The sequence below is a fragment of the Algoriphagus sp. 4150 genome (assembly GCF_031457395.1).
In the GTDB taxonomy this organism is placed as follows: domain Bacteria; phylum Bacteroidota; class Bacteroidia; order Cytophagales; family Cyclobacteriaceae; genus Algoriphagus.
The window spans coordinates 110,395-131,678 of the sequence record NZ_JAVDWS010000007.1 but is presented as its reverse complement, the minus strand read 5'-3'; the positions used below and the strand labels follow the sequence as shown (position 1 = coordinate 131,678).

Here is a 21,284-nt window from a genome sequence, read left to right as displayed (position 1 = left end):
GAAAAAATCAATTGGTTTTTAAAAACTGCTCAACTTCGGTAATGGTGACGATACCCGAATCCGTCTCTTTTTTCAGCAATCTTAGGTTGCCTTCCTCGTCATAGAAATAAGTGGTAGCAAAATTCTCCTCATCCAGGATTGACAAAAGACGCAAGGTCACCGGATCATACACATAGGATTTCATCATGGCATCAGATGGCATAATCCTCACATCATCAATCCACATCGCCGTACTAGCCCCTTTAGAGAATTTTGTCTGAATACGTTTGGTACCCGCCGGCACAACAAAGTCCCCTTCGACCTTTCTCCATTTTTCAATGGTGTGTGAGGATGGATGAAATTTGGTTGAGGAAATAGCCGTCCCTGCAGCATTTTCGAAAATCAGTTCGATAAACTGATTTGGATCCGAAATAAGGGAATTGGTTGACTGACCGTTTGAAATCCAACTTGAAAAACTATATTTCTTTGCAGATTCAAGACTCAATAGATCCTGGGTTATCGACTCGGTAGGATTTACAATCTTCATACTTTTCGAACCGGTATGGGCAAATTGTGAATCGAACACTAGAGTCTCGGGAGTATCTAGAGAAATAGTTAAAAACGCTCCTCCAGAATAAAAACCCTGATTTCCAGGAATGCTGCCGTTAGGAACTACTAATATTGTACGATTAGGATTGTCAGGATGCGGTTGTTTGCAATAAATTTCCAATTTTGGTGGAAAACGGTATGTTTCATCATGATTTAAAAGTACGATGGAAGAAAAATCAGCAATTTCATCCATTGGCGCATTAACAACTATCATAAATTTACCAAATCTTGTATCAACAGAAACAGGTTTAGCTTTGGATTTTACCTTATGTGAGATCCGCCAATTCCCAATCACCCCTGCGTCAGGATCCTCAAAATCGGTAACTAGAATTTCATTTTGCCTGGCATTGGAAGCACTTGCTATTACATTGGAACCTTTGTAGCCATATAAATTGGAACTGTATATCCCCAAACCATCCACTGCTTCATCCGCAAATCCCTCTTCACTATAGGAATTGTTTTGTGCACCCAAAACCCATCCGTTATCCATATCCTGATCAGGGTTTATATAAGAAAACCCCTTTAGATCATAGGTTCCATCTGCTGAAAGATCCGGTTGATCAGTATACGACCTGTCCCCATCATAGAAATAGGATGCCAGTGGATTCCATACCCCCGATTTACCGTTCTGAAAGTCACTTAAGTTTGATAAATCAACATTCTTGAAATTCTTAACCCAATTATCGGCATAAGTTTGGACACTGGAACTAATCACCTGCTCACTTGTAGGGACTCTAACTTCATAGGTAACCGTTTCCAGATCATTCTCCGAAATTTGGCCTGCCTGAAAATTAATGGATCCGGTATTTGACAGTGTAAAAAGAATCGTGTCCCCACATTTAAAGTTAACTTTTAAAGTAACTGAATATATCCCATTCGATGCATAAGCATTAACCGGGGTTCTATCGGCTGAGCTGTTTCCATCACCAAAAGTCCATTCATAGGATAGGGGGGTACATCCTTCAATTAAATTGAGCTCCGGCTCAAATCCTACCGCACAGAAAACATTAAAGGCGTTGAATCCTACTGTCCCCAAAGAAGCCGTGTTCTTGGAAAGGACTTGGTTTCTGCTTCTCAATGTCAGTAATGGTGCATTACTGTGTGTAATGGTATAAAAGTAAGTCCCATAGTCCGAATCGGTCAAATATGGAGTGGTATATCTAAAACTGTACCTTGGGGATCCATCCTGCATCAGAACTTCATTCCCGTTGACAATTTTATACCATTTATAGGTAGCTGATGGAAAAGCTATGCCCAGATTTCTGTCAACCGTAGCTTCGAAATTAAATTTGAATCCGATTCTTTCAGTGAAATTTTTCTGTACATCCACCGGAGCTTGGGGGGCATAGATAAACTGTCTTCCTATAAATGACCTATGAACACTCAGAAAGTCAATAAAAGTAAAATTACAATTGGAAATATCCACTACGCCCAATACAGCGCTCACTTTTGCGGGAAGTTTACCTTTCAGTCCCGGATTGTTGTTTATCCTGAACTCAGATTTATTAGAACCTTCCCCCATCAATCCGGAAGGAAGTTCACCTGTGAATCCGTTATAAGCTATATTAAAAGACTGCAGCATTTTTTGCTCTCCCAGCCAGCGAGGGATAGTTCCAGAAAGTTCATTGTCATATACTTCAAAGGATCTAAGTTCTGTGAAAGCAGGAGTCTCACCAGGAAAACCCGGAATACTCCCGGTAAATTCATTTTCATACAGTGACAAGTATTCCAAACGGGGAAGGCTTAATAAACTAAAAGGAATTGGTCCGTCCAGCTCATTGGCTCCCAAGTGTAGCGTTTGTAAGGAAGCCATTAGATTAATATCCTGAATAATTGGGCCGGTTAATTTGTTTCCCGCCAAATGGAGTGTACGAAGAGAAGTCAAATTTCTGAATGTATCAGGTATGCCTCCCGTCAAATTCGAATAGGACAAGAAAAGCACCAGAAGCTTAGAGAGATTCCCCAATTGGGGAGGTATCGTACTATCCAGCTGAGGATTATATGAAATATCCAGAAACAAAAGCCTGCCAAGGGAACCAAGCCCTGAAGGGATCATGCCGGTAAATTGATTATCATTCAGGTTCAACTGAATTAGCAATGGGAAATTTCCAAGCGAAGCCGGTATAGGTCCGGTTAGATGGTTTCTTCCCAAGTTCAGGGTTTCTAGGTAACTCAGTCCGCTTATCGAGCTCGGCACCGTGCCAACTAGGTTATTGTTTGATAAATTCAATCCAATAACATGACCTGCCGCATCCACGGTAATTCCATGCCATCCATTCACATTCTGTGGGGAACCGGAATCGGTCCAACCTGTACTATTCGTCCAATCCGGTCCTCCCGCACTGTTGTACAGTGCTATAAGCGCATTGAATTCAGCAGGTGAAACTGCAGGAGCGGACATAGCAGAATTTTGAGTTGCCATGTTGGATGATTTTGAAACTTCATCCCCTTGGGAAGAATTCATATCAGAATCAATAAAAGAAGCATAATAGGCAGACAATGTCTCTATTTCCTCTTTGGTTCTCTGCTCCATTTCCAGCCTTAATTGTTCTTTTTTAGTTTCAGTTTCCGATTCAGACTGGGCGAAAACATTCTGCATGAATACTACAAACAGAATCACTACTATGTATAGCTTTTTCATTTACGGTATTTGGCGTGGTATAGGACGTGGAGCCGGAACCCGTCCCCCTCTGGAAGATGTGAATGTAGAACCGTTTTCAGGCTTTTCCAGTGCTGTAATAGCTCTGCCGATCGGGGTAAGTATATTTCTGTTTCCTGAGCGATACACTTTAGCTTCCAGATCATTGTAAGTGCTCAAATCCACATCAGTTGAATAAACAACATGCTCTCCATTAATATTCCCCTGATATATCCCTTTGGCCACAGGGATCCTTAGATCACCGGAATTTGTATACAGGAGCAGTTCATCCCCTTTTGTAAGTAGGCTGGAATTTGCCCTAGTTGACCCAAACACAAATTCATCTGTAGTCTCCTTATACCGGGCGAGACTAGGTATTTTTATAGAATAATTGCTTTTAGCTTTTGAAGGTCCCATCCCATTATATGTATGATAAGCGGGCACTGTCAGCGAATAAATAGGTGCTTCAAAATTATTGTTTACTCTTTGTAGTATAGTAGCACCTGTCAGGGCATCCCAACGTAAGTGCTGCGCAAGGATTTTTGAGCCGAGATTGGATGACTCAACTGACTCCAGGATGCCTTGTTGAAAAACAACCTTATTGGTGACTATAGTCCTGAGTTTATTCTGAACTCTCCCGACATTGGGATAAACGGAGGGTATTGGGAAAATAAAAATAAAGTCGGCATTAAACGTGGCCCCTCCGGAATAAGCCACATCCGTAATTTCTCTGGCATCTACAATAAAATCGGATTGATACCCATAAAATACATTTTTATCACCCGGCCCCTGTTCATCCAAGAGAGAATATACATTGTTTCCTCTCGTTGAAAACAAACTGTTCAAACGTCCGATTTTCTTCCTTTTTTCTACCCCTACCTCCGAGCGGTAGTTATATCTGGTCCACGATATTGGCCGGGCATTAATTTCACCTGAATTTCCCTGTGCATATACCTCTTCGGATTTTAGTCTTCCGTGCATATCATTTATTATGATGCCATAGCCCTGGCTTGCCACAAAATCATTCTCCTGAACTTTCAAAAATGGATTTGGAAATGTGGCAATATTGATTTTTTCTTTTTTCAAATCTGTTTCCAAAGGAATTACAGGGAAGTCCCTGGCAGTATAGAACTCCATTTTTTTCATACCTGTAGTTCCATAGGTAGCATTGCTGCCCTCAGGTACCACAAAATCATGAAGTATTTCATAGCCCGCTTTTTTGGCGGAAGGAAGACTCAGAATCTTTACCTCTGAATATCCCACAGAAGGCGAAGGATATAAACTTTCATTTACCGGATATTCAAAATACAGATTGGCATTACTTCTTAATTTTCTGATTTCCTTGTATTGTTTGGATTTCCTAAGTGTATTTTCTTCCCCACCGATAAAGGGTTCGAATGTGCTTACCCCGCTACTGATCTGTCTTCCATCTTCCATGAGGGTATAATCATATACCTGACCGTAAATCCCTTCAACATCATGCTCCCAACCATCATCGATAGTTATTTGCCTTACCCGGTGCCCCCCTCCTATTTTATTATTGTTAGCATTTAGAAGACGGACACCTGATTTCTTCAGATTTATCTCGCGCCCCCAATTATTATTCTTACAAAAATCATTAAATCCCTCTATGGTTTGCCGTATTGATCCGGCAATTCCCGAAAGACCCTTGATCAAATTAATCCGTTGTTTTGCCGAGCTTGCACTGGAAAAACTCTTGGTCATATTTGCTGCCCAAGGCTGGTCAAATTCAATGTGTTTCCATGCCATGGCAGCAAAGGGATGCACTCCATTGATCTTTGCCAGTTCAAATTCCCCATAGACATAATTTCCGGTGCCATCCTTTACGAGAGTCATCGGAGCATTCAAATTTATATTGAGATATCCCTCTATAAGTTCGAAATCATTTCCTTGGGGTTTTCTTAGATTAATATCCAGTTTCACAAACACTTCTTTGGTCTCCATGTCCAAATACCGCATCACCTCCGATTTTTGGTCTATAGAAGACAGGGTTCCGCCAATGGGTTTATCCAGTTTAAACCTTATTTTCGGTGCGGTTGATTCCGGATTAAACCCATGCACCAGCTTATTCCCGCGTTCAGTGCCGGAGAGTTCCATTTTTGTCATGGAACCTGCCTGTTCGTTTTGGACAAAAGCATACCTGTCGGCCTCATAGTCTATTTTAATGGTTCCTTTTGAGGGCAATACTATGGAGGATAAATTCCATGCACTGGCAAACCGGTCCTGTAACCCCTCATTTTCAGCACGCTGATCAACGTATGGCCAGTCTATATTTGATTCTCCATCAGATAAAGCTGGCTTATAATTCCCCCACCGGTCTTTGGAATATTGGGAGTATGAGGGGTTAAAATCAGAATAAGTAAACGTGTAAGGATTTTGGCTGCCCTGTGTACCGACACCGTTTTCGATAGCCACTGATTTCAATGTCAGCTTTCCTGCCCCGCCTACAGCATTGGGAAGATTAGTGCAGAGACTATTATCGTATGTAAACTTAACCTTCTTGAGGGGTTCGTTCTCACCTGCAAAACGGGTAAATAATTTCACTTCTTTTAGACTCTTCATATCCAACCCGTCGGCAGGATTAGCAGCATCCTGAAAACGGTCAACAGCCCCTCTGGAATCTGCCCTATCCGTATCATTAAAAATAAATTTGGCAATATGGGTTTTCGTCTCCGCCTGTTTGAGGAAATACACCTCTTTCTCTCCATATGTAAAAGCACCCTGATCATCTCTAACGTCAATGGCAAACCCCTTTAAATAATGTGCTTTTATATAAGGATCACGCCACTTATATCTGGTTACATTATCTGTGATTTTTTGATAGGAAAATTTAACCCAGTATCCCAAATCATCACTACTCACCCCGTCTGCTGTGACATCCACGTAATCAGGCCCTTGTATGGAGGTAAGCAGGTAACTGTATGCGTAAGCAGGAATTTCCGTTTTTTTGTAATATTCCTTGGTATTCGGAATTTTATGCCTGGGTTTTCCATTGGTTGCGGATACATCGGTAAACAAACTATCTGTAGGACTGGCAGAAAAATTATATTCCTCCTGCACCAAATTATATACAGGAAGACCGAATATGTACCGGAGTCCATTCTGATCCGTAATTATGTAACCGGCAATATGGTGCTCGGGAAAATTAGCCCTGTTCAGAGAAACAATGTTATTGTTCTTGTCAAAATATTCAATATTGAGTTCAGGGATTAAACTGAGGTTGTTCTTAAGAATATCTGCGTTGATAAGCGGAAGCACTTCCCGTTGAGTCTCTGCCTTTATTTTCTCCCCGAAAGGGAGCATGGCATTTGATGTGTATCCCTGCTTTTCATTTGTCAGGTGGATCATTCCGGACGCCTTTTGAATTCTCACATTGACAGCTTCCATTCCGCCTGTCTTATCAAATAGGGACTGGGAAAAGCTGTTACGGTCTCCCACAAAACTATAGTCAACCGGTGCAATTTGGGGCGATTCAGCTATTTTGTTAAAAAAAAGCCCTTCCAGGATTTCGGCTCCCCTTCCCCAGAATCCTGATTTATTTTCAGCATAGCTTGGTGTTGCGTTACCCCCCACATGCTTTCCACCCAATTCCACTCCGGCTGAAAGTCCAATAGAATGGGACTTTACAGTACTTTCGGGAACCAGTCCAAAGTCATTTCTATACGCTCTGAAAGTCCCCCCAATACCGGCTGCTGAAACACTGAACAGGTCATAGGTATGGTGCGGGATTGCCAGATTGGGGGAAAAGGAATTGATCATACCGTCCTTTTCCCTATTTAAATCAATAAGATAATCGCTGTTTGGATCTACCTTGTGAAAGTTGGAATAGCCATAAGCGGGTGTTGCTACCCGTATTCCATCATCTTTAAATCCACTTTCATTATAATACCCTGTCACATAGCCATTGGGGTAAGTCCCTACTACCCCTACGCCAACTTTAACAGTTGCAGAAAAACTCTTATGCAACATAGGGAAAGGATTTTGAGGAAAATAAGAAGGATGGGCAAAAGTTAATGCAAAGGCATTATTCCAAGTCCCAATTGCACGCGATTCCTTTTCACCACTATCATTTTCTTTGGTATATAAATAATTTGCTGAAAGCCCAAGAGAACTTAAACCGGATTTGGAATTATAAACCCCGTTCATGCCCGCCTGAAAGGATTCAGCGCCATATGAAAACCCCATTCCGACTGTGCCTCCTTCATTCGAATCAAAGTTCAGTCCCAAGTTTGCTCCTACCTGCGGGGATTTCGCTACTTCCGAAAGCCCAAAATCAGCAGATATAGAATAGCCCGGGCCATTTAAATTATTATTATAAATACCCAGACCCAAAGTGGGTTTAACTTTAAATATCGGAAATCCTATTACTTCAAGTCCAAGTCCCGCCTGCACACCTACCGTCACACTTGGAACCATACTCACTGTATTGTGAATTAAATCCCCTGCAAACTCATCCGGATATCCCCTCAGCTGACGGTTAATCGCCCCTGAGGACAAGGTCCAGCCCAATCCTACCCAGGATGCTTCGTCGTCCATTTGGGATCCGGCTGCATAGGATAGGGTAAATGGATATCCTCCATTTGGCCCCGGCAATTCGAAAAGCGGGATATTATAAGAAAAATCACCGGTAAAGGGATCTACCATTTCATTGGTACCAATAGCTGAAAAACCCCTGAATTCAGGAGCGAATGGTCCTGATGTCAATGCAAAAACCTGGGTTGATCCCATCGGAACCAAAAAAGTCAACAATAAAAAAAGTGCAATACTTTTCCTTCGTTTGTATAACAACATAATCTAGATTAATAAGGTATTACTTTTCTATACTTCGTTTTCTGACCGGATCCATATTGAATAAAATGGAATTGTAATTTGGCGCTGAGGCATCACAGGCGACATTGACTGTCCGGTAGTCAATCATCCCACAGGAATCAGTCACTTTCAATTCAATCTGATACGGAGGAGGCAAGTCCACCAAAATCCCACTGCTATATCCCTGGACGGGAATCAATTCTTTAAAATCAGATTCACTCTGAGGAAACTTCCATTCAATCAGGTAAGGGGCCTTTCCTCCTTTCACATCACTAAAAAATTCAATGAGAGTATTGGTAGGAGTCTGACAGTCTATGTTGATAGGGGATTTTATGATAGATGCTTTTATAGGCAACTCATCCCGAATGGGATCGATCATTAAATTCTTTTTATAGCGCTTTCCCATGTCATCCACCAGGGAAAGGTCAAAAATTGTGGGTTCATCCAAACCTGATAAATCTACATTATTAAGCAGAAAACTGTTGTTTCCGAAACTTTTACGGAAAATGTAACTAGTTGAAATCCGTTCTGATTTATTCTCTACGACCACCCTGACAGAATCCTTTGTCCCGAATTTATCCTCAAAGATTACCCCTATTTTACCTCCATGATAGGCTATCTGCTGAAAATCACCCTGTACAACATTGAGATGGACATAATACACCGTGGTGTCAGAAGTTCTCAAATGATTTTCAAGTTCCTCATATTGCTGGGCAAACACTGAAGCTGTCCATAGCAAAAACGCAGGTATTAAAACAATATATTTCATTATTTGCGGGAAAGTTTGGAGATACCTAATCGTAAATCGACCACATTATTATAGCCACCGTCATTCAAGGATTGTGGGTTCAGGAGAGTTTGGATATTAAGTTTGGTTTCCCCGTTAGGTGAAAGATTAAACAATCTTCCTGCTCCCAGCTTTAGATTTGAGGAAAGGCCATCGGCTTCTGAAGCAGCTTCCGAAAATTGCCCATTCCTCCTAAATGAATTCTCCACAATTACAAAAAGCTTTTCTTCAAATATTTTTCTCCTTGCGAACAGCCTGGCCCCTATGGCAGAAAAATCATTGCCCGAAACTCCTATTTCGGGCCCCATTCCCACTTCATAAAATTGCTTTAGCCTCAGTCCAAGACTTCCCGAAAAATCGGAAACAGACACATTATCCTTGTATGTATCCATTGAGACAAGTCCTTCAAAAAACATATTGTCCTTGAGTTTCCTCTTTTCGGATACCAGGAAAAGACTTAAAGAATCCTGGACTTCATCCTTTATGTTGTAAAGCTTGTCCGAAGCAATTGACCGGAGACTATCCACTATCCCCCTGTCTTTAACGCTTAGAACACGTTTGGCGACGACATGCTTTTGTTTGACTTCGTCCACTGCTATAATTTCGTCTCCAATCTCATCCGTAAATTGAGATTTAAACCCCTCTTGAAAGGTTGTCTTATCTTTGAACAGGGCATTTCCTGCCTGCCCGTTGAATAGTGTATCCAAAGACAGTTTATCAATAAAGCTTTCCGGTTTATCAAACCGGAAATCACCGGTTAGGTCTTTCTTAAAAGCATGCGGTTTGTTCCCTTCCAGTTTGCGGAGTTTATCTTGCACTAATGCATTGGAGAGTAAAGAATCTTTATACATGCCTTTCACCGCATCTGATGAGGGCACCCTGTCAGCTTTCTGAAAAATGTAATTGGCGCTGTCCGTCATTACTGTATTTGGGTGTAAAGCTTTTTTAAAGATTTCAGAATTCTTAGTTAAGGAATCAATTCCAAGCCCATTTAAGGGCAGAAAGGCTGAAGACTGTTCTATCAAACTATCCCGTATATAACCAAGCGGTAACTCATCGTCAAAATATTGGGAATATTCAACCTGATTATGCTCGTCCAAATCGCCGGTCTTATCACCAAAGGGTGTCATGGATAGTATAGAATCCCTCTTCAAAATTTTCTCTGTAGTTGAGAGGGGCGACAATTGCTTCTTCAGCAGAAGAATTGTTGAAGAATCTACCGGATTTAGAGTTGGCGGAATAGTATCCGACAGTTTCGGGACAGTTTTTATTGGCCCAATTATTGTTTTTTCCAGTGAGATCTGAGCTAAGCTTTCGAAGAACAAGAAAAAAATCAATACAAAGATATAATACCCCTTTGCCATGCGTCGTTAATTAAAGAATCACCTAATTCGACGCATGATAGGTCATTTTTTTTTTCATTACAAATTACCCTATATCGGGTATTGCAAGTCTCACCGAATTTTTCATCAGCATTCAAACGGGTTATTTAAGTATATATTCAGCAAATAAATTGGTGTGGTTTAAAATTCGACTAAATTCCATTGAATTTACAATTCGCTGATTATCAGCTATAAAATTTTAGGCTAATTTTGAACAAAAAATAAATTTCAACATTCAATCGGATTTTGAGAAAAAAATGAAGCGCCCAACGGCCTGATGTTATAGAATAATTTCTTAAAATTTTCCTGTAACATTACTTTTTACATCCGTGTTTTCTCAAGTCCGGAGTCCATTTGCAGAGGGAAAGAATAGACAGGATTGACGAGATATTCCCCAATCATTTATGGCGGAGATCAACAGAGTGCCCACTCCATCCCCATCCGATTTTCTATAAATAAAAACCTCTGAAAATATTTTTCATCTGTTTGTATTTTGATTTTTAATGGCCATAACCCGTCCCGTGACGAAGGATACGGGATAGCCTGTCCCGATCCGCCGCGGAGGATCGGGAGAATCTCGCACGGTGAATAATCATCTCTCTCCCGAAGCAAGTTCGGGACAAGTTGTGTGTCGTCTTCGACATGCTCGATTCCATAAGAATAAACGGCAAAAAAAAAGCAGGGATGGTGACGAGGGAGCACAGAGATTTTTTGGAGGTCTGTAAACTTATTTTAGGACGAGTTAGTGCTAAATCTGAGCTGTCTTGTGTAGGTGGTAGAGACGGACCGTCAGGTTAGCATCATGCCTCCGTAAAAACGAAACAATGCCGTAGAGCCAGTCCCGATTCTTTCGGGACATGACCGATTATATTGCCTAGCATTTCAATGCTGGGTTTAAAAAGATCAATAACCCTGGTCTCCTGCCCCGGATTATCGTCTGGAAGTGGGGAATGGTGCAGGAGGTGGAAAATGGTGCGTTGTATGTATTTTATTCATCCTCAATCTCTCTATTGATCCTCAGCGATAAAGTTGAGGTAGCTTTTCTTCGGTACTTTTGAGACCAAAAGTACCCAAAAGTCTTTGCCCGAAATCAGCCTTGAATTGCCTGCGGACAATTCATTTATTGGTTCATAGTCCGGCTAAAAACAAACGGATCCCCCTCGCCCACTCGGGGGCTAGTTTGTTTTTTTAACGCCGTCCTATTTCTCCAATAAACCGCCTGCTTCCAAGGGCATTCCCCATGCACTAAACCAAGGTGCTAAATCTGAGTTGTCTTGTGCAGGTAGTTGATAAGGAAGGTCAGGTAAGCATTATGCCGCCTTTCGTGTCGTATCATCGCGAAAGGCTAAAACTTGATATTTGAATAAAAATTACCCTGAAGGGGTAAAACTTTCAATAGCCATGGGTGAGTAAGCGATACGAAGTGAGCGAGCGTAACCCATGGTTAAAAACATACAAGGCAATGGTCTCCTGCCTACAGATTCTGTGGAATATGAGAATAAGTGCAGGAGGTGGAAAAGTGTGTTAGTTATTTTTTATCTATCCTCAATTTCTTTATTGATCCTTATCGATAAAGTTAAGTCTTTTCTCTCCGTTCTTTTGCCTTGACGCAAAAGAACCCCGCCGCGTCGGGCAGGCAAAAAGTCAAGACGTCAGCAACCTCCTACCGCGCAGACCAGCCGCACCCTTCCACCTGAGGCGGACAAGCTGTGCTGCGTCATCCCCTCGCGCCTTAAACACTAAACCAAGGCACCAAATACGATCTCTCTAGTGTAGGCGGGTAGAGACGGAAGGTCTGGTAAGTACCATGCTGTCGTATACGAAGCAATGCCATAGGCATAGAAGATTTGTAGCCCAGGGTTTCAACCCTGGGTTGAATAAGGAAACAAGTCTATAGCCTCCTGCCTACAGATTCTGTGGAATATGGAGAATAAGTGCAGGAGGTGGAAAGGTATGTTGGTTATTTCTTATCTATCCTCATTTTCCCTATTGACCCGTATCGATAGTGTGAGGTAATTCTCTCCGTTCTTTTGCCTTGACGCAAAAGAACCCCGCCGCGTCGGGCAGGCAAAAAGTCAAGTCGTGGCAAAGCTTCCGCCCTCAAAGCCACCGCCTGCCTCGCTGCCACGACAGCCTAGCGCGCCCTCACACTAAACCAAGGTGCTAAATATGAGCTCTCTAGTTTGGGTAGTAAGACGGAAGGTCAGGCAAGTACTGTGCAGCCGTTCGTGTCACGGACGGCTAAACCCGCTGGATTTGAAGAAAAAATGATCCTGAAGGGATCAAACTTCTCAATAACCATGGGTGAGCCGGAGGCGTAACCCATGGTTAGCGCAATAACAAATCCTCTGGTCTCCTGCCCCGGATTATCGTCCGAAAATTAAGAGTCAGTGCAGGAGGTGGAAAAGGTCCTCGGGATGTATTGTGTCCATCCTCAATCTCTCCATTGATCCTTATCGATAAAGTTAAGTCTTTTCTCTCCGTTCTTTTGCCTTGACGCAAAAGAACCAAAAGGTCAAGACGCCAGCAATCTCCTACCGCGCAGACCAGCCACCCCCTCGTGCTGCGTCATCCCCTCGCGCCTTAAACACTAAACCAAGGCACCAAATACGATCTCTCTAGTGTAGGCGGTAGAGACGGAAGGTCTGGTAAGTACCATGCTGTCGTATACGAAGCAATGCCATAGGCATGGAAGATTTGTAGCCCAGGGTTTCAACCCTGGGTTGAATAAGGAAACAAGTCTATAGCCTCCTGCCTTCAGATTCTGTGGAATATGGAGAATAAGTGCAGGAGATGGAAAGGTATGTTGGTTATTTCTTATCTATCCTCATTTTCCCTATTGACCCGTATCGATAGTGTGAGGTAATTCTCTCCGTTCTTTTGGCTTGGTCCAAAAGGCCCCCGCCGCGTCGGGCAGGCAAAAAGCCAAGTCGCAGCAAAGCTTCTCCCCGCAGACCAGCCGCCTGGCCTCCCGAAAGCGAAGCGCTTCGGGGCCACCTCCGCGCCCTCGCACTAAACCTAAATGTTAAATCCAAACTGTCTTGTGCAGGTAGTTGATAAGGAAGGTGAGGTAAGAATCATGCCGCAGTCCGTGCCATCACGGACGGCTAGAATCGGAAATTCTGCCGCTCGTGGCGACACGAACAGTGGCTGAGAATCCATCTATAGTTAAAATCTGAATCAACCTGTAAACCTTCAGAACCCACTAATGAGCATTAAACTGTTGGATCATTGATCAAGACCGCTTTGTTTTATTATTTTCTCCAGATTTTCAATTCTTTTATTCTGCTCTATAATATACAATGTCAATTCTTCAATTTTTTGCAAAAGTTTTGAATCCATTTCTCCGAGAAATATACCATTTTCAGCAACTTCTTCAGCGCTTGGAATATCTTTCAAATGCCCTTTCTCTTTGATATACTCTTCAACTTCTGCCAGTGTGGGGAGAACATAATTACTTTTAAAAACGAAGTCAGACCAACCTGTCTCAACTTTTACCTCTTTTGCTCTTATCCGACCGTTGACGGCTAACATATAACCACTGAGGGCCGAGGTTCCGATACCCATTGAACCGTTATTTTCAACAGTCAACTTTACACCTTGATTTGCAGTAAATACACCGCTTGACAACCGTAAAATCGGACCAGTGGAAATTTGATTAATATAAACTGCGGCTGTCCCAGAATCACTACTACGCGTAAAATGATGATAATTAGTGTTAGCTTCAGGGGTTCTAAAAACTCCCGTTTGAACCTGAGCATTCAATACAGTAGGGATCATTAAAACAAACACAAGTATTGGTAAAAATAATTCTTTATTCATTTCTTATTATATTAGTTTATTATTTAGTACACTGAAGGGCTATCCCGAAGAGCAAACATTCACAATTCAATATTATACACATCAACTAAACACCCATTGCCTTTCCCTCGGGTTATTCTATTACAGTTTCCCCGATTAGTTTTGATTCCACTACGGAAAGCCTCTCCAACACCTTTTTCAGCAACTCATCCTGTTGGATCGCATACAGGGTCAACTCCTCTACCTTCTCCAACAATTTCACATTCATTTCAGCCAAGTTGACTCCGTTTTCCATCACTTCAGATTCAGTAGGAACATCGGGAAGGTGCCCGTTCTTCCTGATAAAAGCTTCAAGGTCTGACAAAGGCATCAGCTTATACCCAGGCATGAACACATAATCCGGCCAGCCAGAAACGGTGACATTTACTTCTTTGGTCTTTATAATTCCATCAACTGCCAGCTTTGCTGAGGGGGAGTTCACTCCAATCCCTACATTTCCCGACCTATTGAGACTTAGCACGGGTTCGCCCCAAACCACGTCTGTATCCGCACCTGGAGAGGACGGACCGACATAAAAATTCATTGTCCCGCTGTTTCCTCCATAGTAAATCATGCCAGGGCCATGACTAGAACCTCCAAATACATTGGGGCTGAACTTATTCTTTGTATTGCCGGTCTGCGGAATACTTCCGTTTACAAGTACATCAGCTCCATAGGCGCTGAAAAGAATTCCTCCTCCCCCGCCCCAAGTTTTTTGCAGAAGTTCAATGTAGGTTGCCCCTGATTGTGAAATCCTATTGGAATTTTGGTTCCCGGAAACCTCAAGCGCCGTCTGCGGGTTTACTGTCCCGATTCCTACCTTTCCGGAAGATGGAAAACTATTGGTCTGAGCAAAGGCGGTAACCGAAAGTAGAAAAACCACCAAAATGAGCATACATCTACTTTTCATTATTCTGTCTTTTTATTAGTTCTTGTATCATTTGATCCTGCTCTTCATTTTTCCTATGAAACTCCAGAAGGTAAAGCGTCAACTCCTCCACCTTCTCCAGCAGCTTCACGTTCATTTCAGCCAGATTGACTCCCTTTTCCGCTACCTCCCCTTCAGTGGGAATATTGGGAAGGTGGCCGTTTTTCTGTATAAAAGATTCCAATTCAACCAGGGGAATTAATTTATAATCAGATTTGAAAACGTGGTCAGCCCAACCCGATGCAGTAACGTTTACTTCCCTTGTTTTTATCTTACCGTTGACTTCAAGCATCTCTGTAGGCACCTTGGTTGTTCCAATGCCTACACTTCCATTACCATATAATGTCATAACTGAAATCTGAACCTTATATGGAGATCCCAAAGAGTTGTCATGTATCCTAAACTGAAGATAATTTGACGCCAGAGCACCTGAATGGTTGCTGAAAATTGAATGGTATCTACCATCGTTGTCAAACCTTCCAAACCTCAATTGTTCCACCTCTGTATTGAATGTGGGAGAGGCCCTGAGGTAAGTCAGGCCCTTTACATCCAGACTTCCTACAGGCTCTGCAACCCCTAATCCCACACGCCCATTAGGCTTAATATTAAATAAATTGGTATAAGAACTGCCGTCAAATATCCTGTACAAGAATCCACCGTCGTTATTTCCCGAAAAACCGGTTAGAACGATATTGCCTGTCGTATGAGGAATAAAAGACGTCCCCCAACCCGGTGGAGTAATTGACAGCTTGCCACTCACCGATTGATCCTGAGCTTTCACATACCCTGCAAGGCTAAACAGCAAGACCGATAGCAATAAAATTGTAACACTTAGCTTTCTTTGTATCATAAAATTCATGTTCAATAGATTTTCCTCATTTGTTTATTGAAGATTGGTGTCCGGGGTTAACTTTCTCAACTGAGCTTCCAATGTTTTGATGCGTTCATTCTGTTGTACAAGATAGATCGTGAGTTCTTCTATTTTTTCCAGGTACTTAGAGGAAAGTTCGGATATATTAATACCATTTTCTTCCACTTCCTTTTCGGAAGGGATATTTGGTAAGTGACCATGCGCAGTATAAAAATCCTTAACCTCTTCCAGACTTAGCAATTTATAATCATTGTCAAACACGTAGTCTGCCCAGCCTATAGCTGTGACATTTACTTCTTTTGCCTTCACTCTACCATTAACGTTTACCCCTCCATTGTTAAAGAATGCCTGAACCCCATCTGTGCCGGAGTAACCTCTGATCAACCAGCTTTGCGAAGTACCGTCATTTCCATACTGCCTTAAATACTGGCCGTTAGTGTTAGAATTCACCTCAGTAAAACTTGAAGCATTCCCTGTCCATTTTGTGTTTCCCGTCACTTCAAGCTTATATGTTGGATTAATATTCCCAATTCCAATATTTCCATCACCACGGATGATCATCCTGTTTAGCATAGTGTCTGAAGATTTACCTGCCCTAAAATATATATGGCGATCGGTTGCCGAGGCTCCTGTGGGAGCCACTTCAAAAATCAGATGTTTTTGATTTGTGCCCGGATGGTCCGAGCGAATTGTGGTGGCACTCGCACTAAATAAAAAATCCAAATAATTCGGGGCGTCACTCCTCTGAATTCTGGTATCCCCTATTACATGGAGTTTTTTAAGCGGTGAACTTGTTCCTATACCTACATCACCAGTAGTAGGATTGGTATAAACCTGCGAAAATCCTGATATAGAAAGGTAAAACTGGGCTATGAGAATCAGTACATATTTATTCATATTATCTTTTTAGGTTTGTCAATTATTAAGGGGTGTCCCCTTTTCAAGTCAGTATTTATATAATTAAAACCGATATAAGTCGGCACAATGACTTATAACAAATCGTCTAATTTGATTTCCCCCTGTTCTTTCATTCAATCCGATTTCAGGAAGAGGCAATGTACAAACTACATTTAGCCTCTTTTGTCAACCTGCCAAGCTCCTAGACTGTAGTTTTTTGAAATCACTAAGAGTATTACCCGGTCGGATTTCAGAATTTCCCAATCCTCAAAAATCGATTGTTGGGGTCTACCTGTTTGTATAAGTCCTGTAATTTCCCGGATTGCTATATGTTATCTACTTCCTAATTTGACTTCAAATCTCCGAAACCTTTATTTTTAGAAGGAAATAAAACATTAGTTTTTCCATAATTCCCAAAAAAACAGTCATTAAAAGAATGGTTGACAACAAAAATCAAATCACTCATTTGGGAATGTTCCCTAAACTTACACAATAAATAAAAATAATTTTTACAAAAAAAACTCTCTTATAACACTGTCATTAACTGTATTTTACCACAGAACATATATAGCAAAAAATTGTATATGAAAATTATTTTTTTGACTACTGAAAAATTTTAATTCAAATAATCAGTATTTTCAATTTAATGGAGGGAATCATAACTTTTTTAAATATCTGAGTTGGAAATCTGAACAAGGTTTCCAAACCTTGTACACTGGCTGTTATGGATAAACCCTTCTTGTAACTTACTTCCAAAAGCACCCTTTAGGGATTACATGTTAATGGGATGTTATTATTGGAGATGCACAACTGATTGTCCACTTTTCCCCTGTAGAGTCAAATATCAACTCATTCACAGTGTACAATCAAATCAGCTTTTTTTACCTACAGGTGCCCACTGATTTTTATTGCTTATTCCCCGCCTTTAGAATGATACTTCATAAGAATCCCCATGATTTTCTCAAATATTTCCGTGTTTTCATAAACTCCCGAAAAGGACTTGGAATGGGGACCAAAAGCAAAGACAGGAACCATAATTCCAGTATGGTCCTCTGTTGAGAATTCCAACTCAACCATCTCACGGGCTAGGCTGCCCTGCGGAATGGTCACACCGCCTGTCTCATGGTCGGCTGTGATGACTACAAGGGTGTTGGGGTTTTCGGAAGCAAATTTCAATGCTGCAGCCACTGCCTGATCGAAGTCAATGACTTCCTCCACCACAGTTCTGGCGTCATTGATATGCCCTCCTACATCGATATGGCCATTTTCTATCATAAGAAAAAACGGAGCTCCTCTATTTTCCAAATAACTGAGTGCAGCCTCCGTACTGTGTTTTAAAAATCCGGTTCTTCCCTTTTCGATATTGGGCAGACCATGGTTTGAAGCAAAATACCCAACTTTCACCACTGTAGAGCCCGCCACTTGATCCAGACTTCCCATCAGACTAAATCCATTGGCCATAAGACTATCCAAGGCATGGTTTTGATATCTGAGGAAATCATTTTTCCCGGCTCCTATAAATAGATTCAAACTACTACTATATAAATCCTGGGTAATCGGCCCGATCATATCCCTATCTTTTTGATGTGCGTAAAAAGCGGCAGGAGTAGCCCCTGTGATATGATCAGTACTGATAACACCCGTACCAAAACCCATTTCTGATAAAATATGGGCCAGGCTTTCTGCTTTCTGTTCTGTTCTATCCATTCCCAATGCCCGATTGTTTGCTTTGTTGCCGGTGGCCAAAGCCGTTCCGCCTGCAGCTGAATCTGTAGTAAAATCATCAGCAGACTGAGTTTTTGCCAATCCAACATTTTTGAGATTGGTCATATTCAGCACATTCCCGTTGGCATACATCCCTGCGGAAATTTGTGCCAAGCCATTCCCGTCACCGATCAGTAGAATCACATTGTCTACCTGCCTGTGCACTTCATCATTTTCGAAGTTCAGTTCCAAAATCTCACTTCTGATGGAGCTTCCCACAACCCGTTGATCCAAGGTTTCCAGATAACTGCTTACTTCAAAAGGTTTATCCGAATTGATGTAGTCTACTCCAATGTCATAAAGCGCTTTCCAGGAAGATTTAGAATCCGGACTAGCCCAGAAGCGAATTGGTTTACCTATCCGATGAACCCTTTCGATGGCTTGCTTGACGGCATTCAGTTCTTCCTCCACCATTATTCCTTTACCTCCCCATTGGGAATAGCGGTCAAAGGGCAGACTGACCATAGCGACTTTGTCGAGAGGAATTGTCTCCAGATCAGTTAAATCCTGATGGTCAAAAAAGATGTACTCTGGATACGTGCCATACTCCTGTGGAAGCGGCCTGTTTCCGGAAATAACCAATTTTAATCCGTTGGCATGCTCCTCACTATACATCATATCCCGATAAGGCGCTACACTTTCCATCAACTGCTTCATTGTCTCATAAGGCTCAGATTTGATATCGACAGTCAGGAAAAAAGACAAAGAATCAGCTATCACCCCTGTATGCAAACCTTGATGGATCGGTTGGAGATAAAGGCTTTCAATGGTTCTGGTCTTATGGATGCTTTCCTGCTCATGTGCCACAAAGAGTTTCTCCGAAACCAGCAGTACGTCCACTTCAATGGAGGTGCAACCATTGGCATAAGCCTCCCAAAAGGGTGCCTTTCGGAGATAGTCATTGTGGCTGTGGATTTTTGACTGTTGCCCAATGGCAAAAACTGAAACGAAACAGGATAAACTAAGCAGAAGCCAAGGCTTCCAAGAAAAGGTAGTAGAATACATAGGTAAATTGGTAAAGATTGAGGCTGTCTCATGACTCTTAATTGTCAAATTGAGCAGCTTGCCTCGCTGTGGTGGGAAGTCGAAATGGGCTTAATTAGCACATAAAAGGCTTCGACTCCGCTCAGCCTGACAAGAAAAGCTGACTATGAGACAGCCTCATTGTATTTAAAGTTGCTTAGAATGGAAGTTTCTTACCACCCTTCATTTTGGGAAATTCCGGAAATAGCAATGGTATTCGGAGGAATCGGCCAAACATGGTGAATCGCAGGGTTGAAGTTTCTGGCAGGCCAGGTTTCATAGACTTCAAAACCTGAATCCGGGTTGGTTTTCTCCGAATGGTTCCTTCCTGTAGCCTGCTTAGCATAAGCGGCTTGGGCATCCCCCCATCTCACCAGATCCAGATGTCTGTCAGCATATTCCGCGGCAAGCTCTACTCTTCTTTCTTGCTTAAGATCCGCAAGAGTAGCACCTGATATTGGAGCCAATCCTGCTCTTTGTCTTACCAAATTAAGCGGTGCATCACCATCCTGCCCCATCATGATAAGTGCTTCAGATTTCATTAGAAGAACTTCAGCAAACCGGATCAGAGGAATATTCAGATTAGTGGTGGGATAATCCCCATTGGGATTTAAATGCACAGACTCAGGAGTTCTGTAGGGTTGCATGTATTTATTTACCTGAATACCGGTCCATGAGTTGCCTGAATAATATCTTCTGGCATTCCCCAAAAACTCGAATGTATCACCAAACTCCAGAAGCGTGGCCTTCTTTCGTTGGTCTCCTTCTTCAAAAGCATTGTACAGTTCTAAGGCAGGAGAAAATGTACCCCAGCCATTGTAAAGTCCCCATCCTGTGTTTTCAAGCATCACTCCCGGAAGAATCTGTCCCCGCTCATTGCTGGATACGGCTGAGAATATGTATTCTGTAGAGAAATTATTCTCCACATAGAAAACAGAGGCAAAATCCTCAGCAGGGTTACCTGTGTTTATCAGAGATCTTCCGGTAGGAGAGCTGATCACCAAATCAGCGTAGGTGACTACATCCGTCCATTTGCTTTGGTCATACTGTGCCCATAGCAAATACGTTTTGGCCAGGTAAGCATGAGCAGCATCCTTGTGTGCCTTTCCGAGATCAGAAGAACCATATTCTGTGAGATATGGCAATAGCTCTGCTGCCTGTTTCAAATCCTGCTCCATTAAGCTATAATTCTCAATCACATGGGATGGCCTTGTAAATTTGGTTTCATCCATGTTTTCAACCGTCACGATGGGAATTCCAGCTCTATGGTCACCGAATCTGGGAGCCAACCAAAAATAAGCATGTGCCCTGGCAAAGTATGCTTCTCCCAGCACTCTGTTTTTCACCGAGGCATCGATGTTCATCTCGGGAACATACCGCAGGATCGTATTGGCACGCTGGATGACCGTGTACATTTTAGGATAAATATTGGCTATCCTTCCTTCCTGTCCTGTGGCCTGAAAGTTTCTAATGGCTGCCGCCGCCGCATCGTTTCTTCCCTGGTGAAAATCATCGCATGCTGCGATCAGGTACATTATTCCCCTGCCAAACAAATCATCGTCATCCCAATGTTGGTAGAGACCGTTTGCAGCGGTATTGGCATCATCTTCAGTCTTCCAGAAATTGCCAGTGGTCACATTTCCCAAAGGCGTAAGGTCAGTGAAATCATCACTACATGACCCCATCACAAGAAGGGTCAATATCAAAATATATATTCTTAGTTGCATGATAGTGCT

General features: G+C 42.2%; 10 protein-coding genes. All 10 read right to left on the bottom strand.

Features of this window, described 5'->3' with window-relative positions; genetic code table 11:
- Positions 1-7 precede the first annotated feature (7 nt).
- On the bottom strand, positions 8-3,229 hold the full coding sequence (locus J2X69_RS11555) for a PKD domain-containing protein (RefSeq protein ID WP_310103335.1): 3,222 nt from the start codon (positions 3,227-3,229) through the stop codon (positions 8-10).
- Positions 3,230-8,038, bottom strand: a complete 4,809-nt coding sequence (locus J2X69_RS11550) for a hypothetical protein (RefSeq protein WP_310103331.1) — start codon at positions 8,036-8,038, stop codon at positions 3,230-3,232.
- 19 nt (positions 8,039-8,057) lie between these two features.
- Positions 8,058-8,825, bottom strand: coding sequence for a hypothetical protein (locus J2X69_RS11545; protein WP_310103327.1), 768 nt, complete (start codon positions 8,823-8,825; stop codon positions 8,058-8,060).
- On the bottom strand, positions 8,825-10,207 hold the full coding sequence (locus tag J2X69_RS11540) for a hypothetical protein (protein ID WP_310103325.1): 1,383 nt from the start codon (positions 10,205-10,207) through the stop codon (positions 8,825-8,827). Before J2X69_RS11540 ends, J2X69_RS11545 begins: the two co-directional genes overlap by 1 nt.
- A gap of 3,246 nt (positions 10,208-13,453) precedes the next feature.
- Positions 13,454-14,047: a hypothetical protein gene (locus J2X69_RS11535; protein ID WP_310103323.1), complete on the bottom strand. Its 594-nt coding sequence runs from the start codon at positions 14,045-14,047 to the stop codon at positions 13,454-13,456.
- 112 nt (positions 14,048-14,159) lie between these two features.
- Positions 14,160-14,975: a hypothetical protein gene (locus J2X69_RS11530; protein ID WP_310103321.1), complete on the bottom strand. Its 816-nt coding sequence runs from the start codon at positions 14,973-14,975 to the stop codon at positions 14,160-14,162.
- Positions 14,965-15,852 (bottom strand): hypothetical protein, encoded by an 888-nt coding sequence (locus J2X69_RS11525; RefSeq protein WP_310103319.1) that lies wholly within the window; start codon positions 15,850-15,852, stop codon positions 14,965-14,967. The genes J2X69_RS11530 and J2X69_RS11525 overlap by 11 nt, the downstream gene beginning before the upstream one ends.
- A gap of 24 nt (positions 15,853-15,876) precedes the next feature.
- On the bottom strand, positions 15,877-16,761 hold the full coding sequence (locus J2X69_RS11520) for a hypothetical protein (RefSeq protein WP_310103317.1): 885 nt from the start codon (positions 16,759-16,761) through the stop codon (positions 15,877-15,879).
- 912 nt (positions 16,762-17,673) lie between these two features.
- Positions 17,674-19,530, bottom strand: a complete 1,857-nt coding sequence (locus J2X69_RS11515) for an alkaline phosphatase (RefSeq protein WP_310103315.1) — start codon at positions 19,528-19,530, stop codon at positions 17,674-17,676.
- A gap of 191 nt (positions 19,531-19,721) precedes the next feature.
- A complete protein-coding gene (locus J2X69_RS11510; RefSeq protein ID WP_310103312.1) occupies positions 19,722-21,275 on the bottom strand; it encodes a RagB/SusD family nutrient uptake outer membrane protein in 1,554 nt (517 codons plus the stop codon).
- Between the last annotated feature and the right edge of the window lie 9 nt (positions 21,276-21,284).

Bases quoted from the DNA above. Each gene is read 5' to 3' on its own strand.
- J2X69_RS11510 (WP_310103312.1), bottom strand. From the start codon at position 21,275: ATGCAACTAAGAATATATATTTTGATATTGACCCTTCTTGTGATGGGG.
- J2X69_RS11520 (WP_310103317.1), bottom strand. From the start codon at position 16,761: ATGAATAAATATGTACTGATTCTCATAGCCCAGTTTTACCTTTCTATA.
- J2X69_RS11535 (WP_310103323.1), bottom strand. From the start codon at position 14,047: ATGAATAAAGAATTATTTTTACCAATACTTGTGTTTGTTTTAATGATC.
- J2X69_RS11515 (WP_310103315.1), bottom strand. From the start codon at position 19,530: ATGTATTCTACTACCTTTTCTTGGAAGCCTTGGCTTCTGCTTAGTTTA.
- J2X69_RS11545 (WP_310103327.1), bottom strand. From the start codon at position 8,825: ATGAAATATATTGTTTTAATACCTGCGTTTTTGCTATGGACAGCTTCA.
- J2X69_RS11530 (WP_310103321.1), bottom strand. From the start codon at position 14,975: ATGAAAAGTAGATGTATGCTCATTTTGGTGGTTTTTCTACTTTCGGTT.
- J2X69_RS11540 (WP_310103325.1), bottom strand. From the start codon at position 10,207: ATGGCAAAGGGGTATTATATCTTTGTATTGATTTTTTTCTTGTTCTTC.
- J2X69_RS11550 (WP_310103331.1), bottom strand. From the start codon at position 8,038: ATGTTGTTATACAAACGAAGGAAAAGTATTGCACTTTTTTTATTGTTG.
- J2X69_RS11525 (WP_310103319.1), bottom strand. From the start codon at position 15,852: ATGAATTTTATGATACAAAGAAAGCTAAGTGTTACAATTTTATTGCTA.
- J2X69_RS11555 (WP_310103335.1), bottom strand. From the start codon at position 3,229: ATGAAAAAGCTATACATAGTAGTGATTCTGTTTGTAGTATTCATGCAG.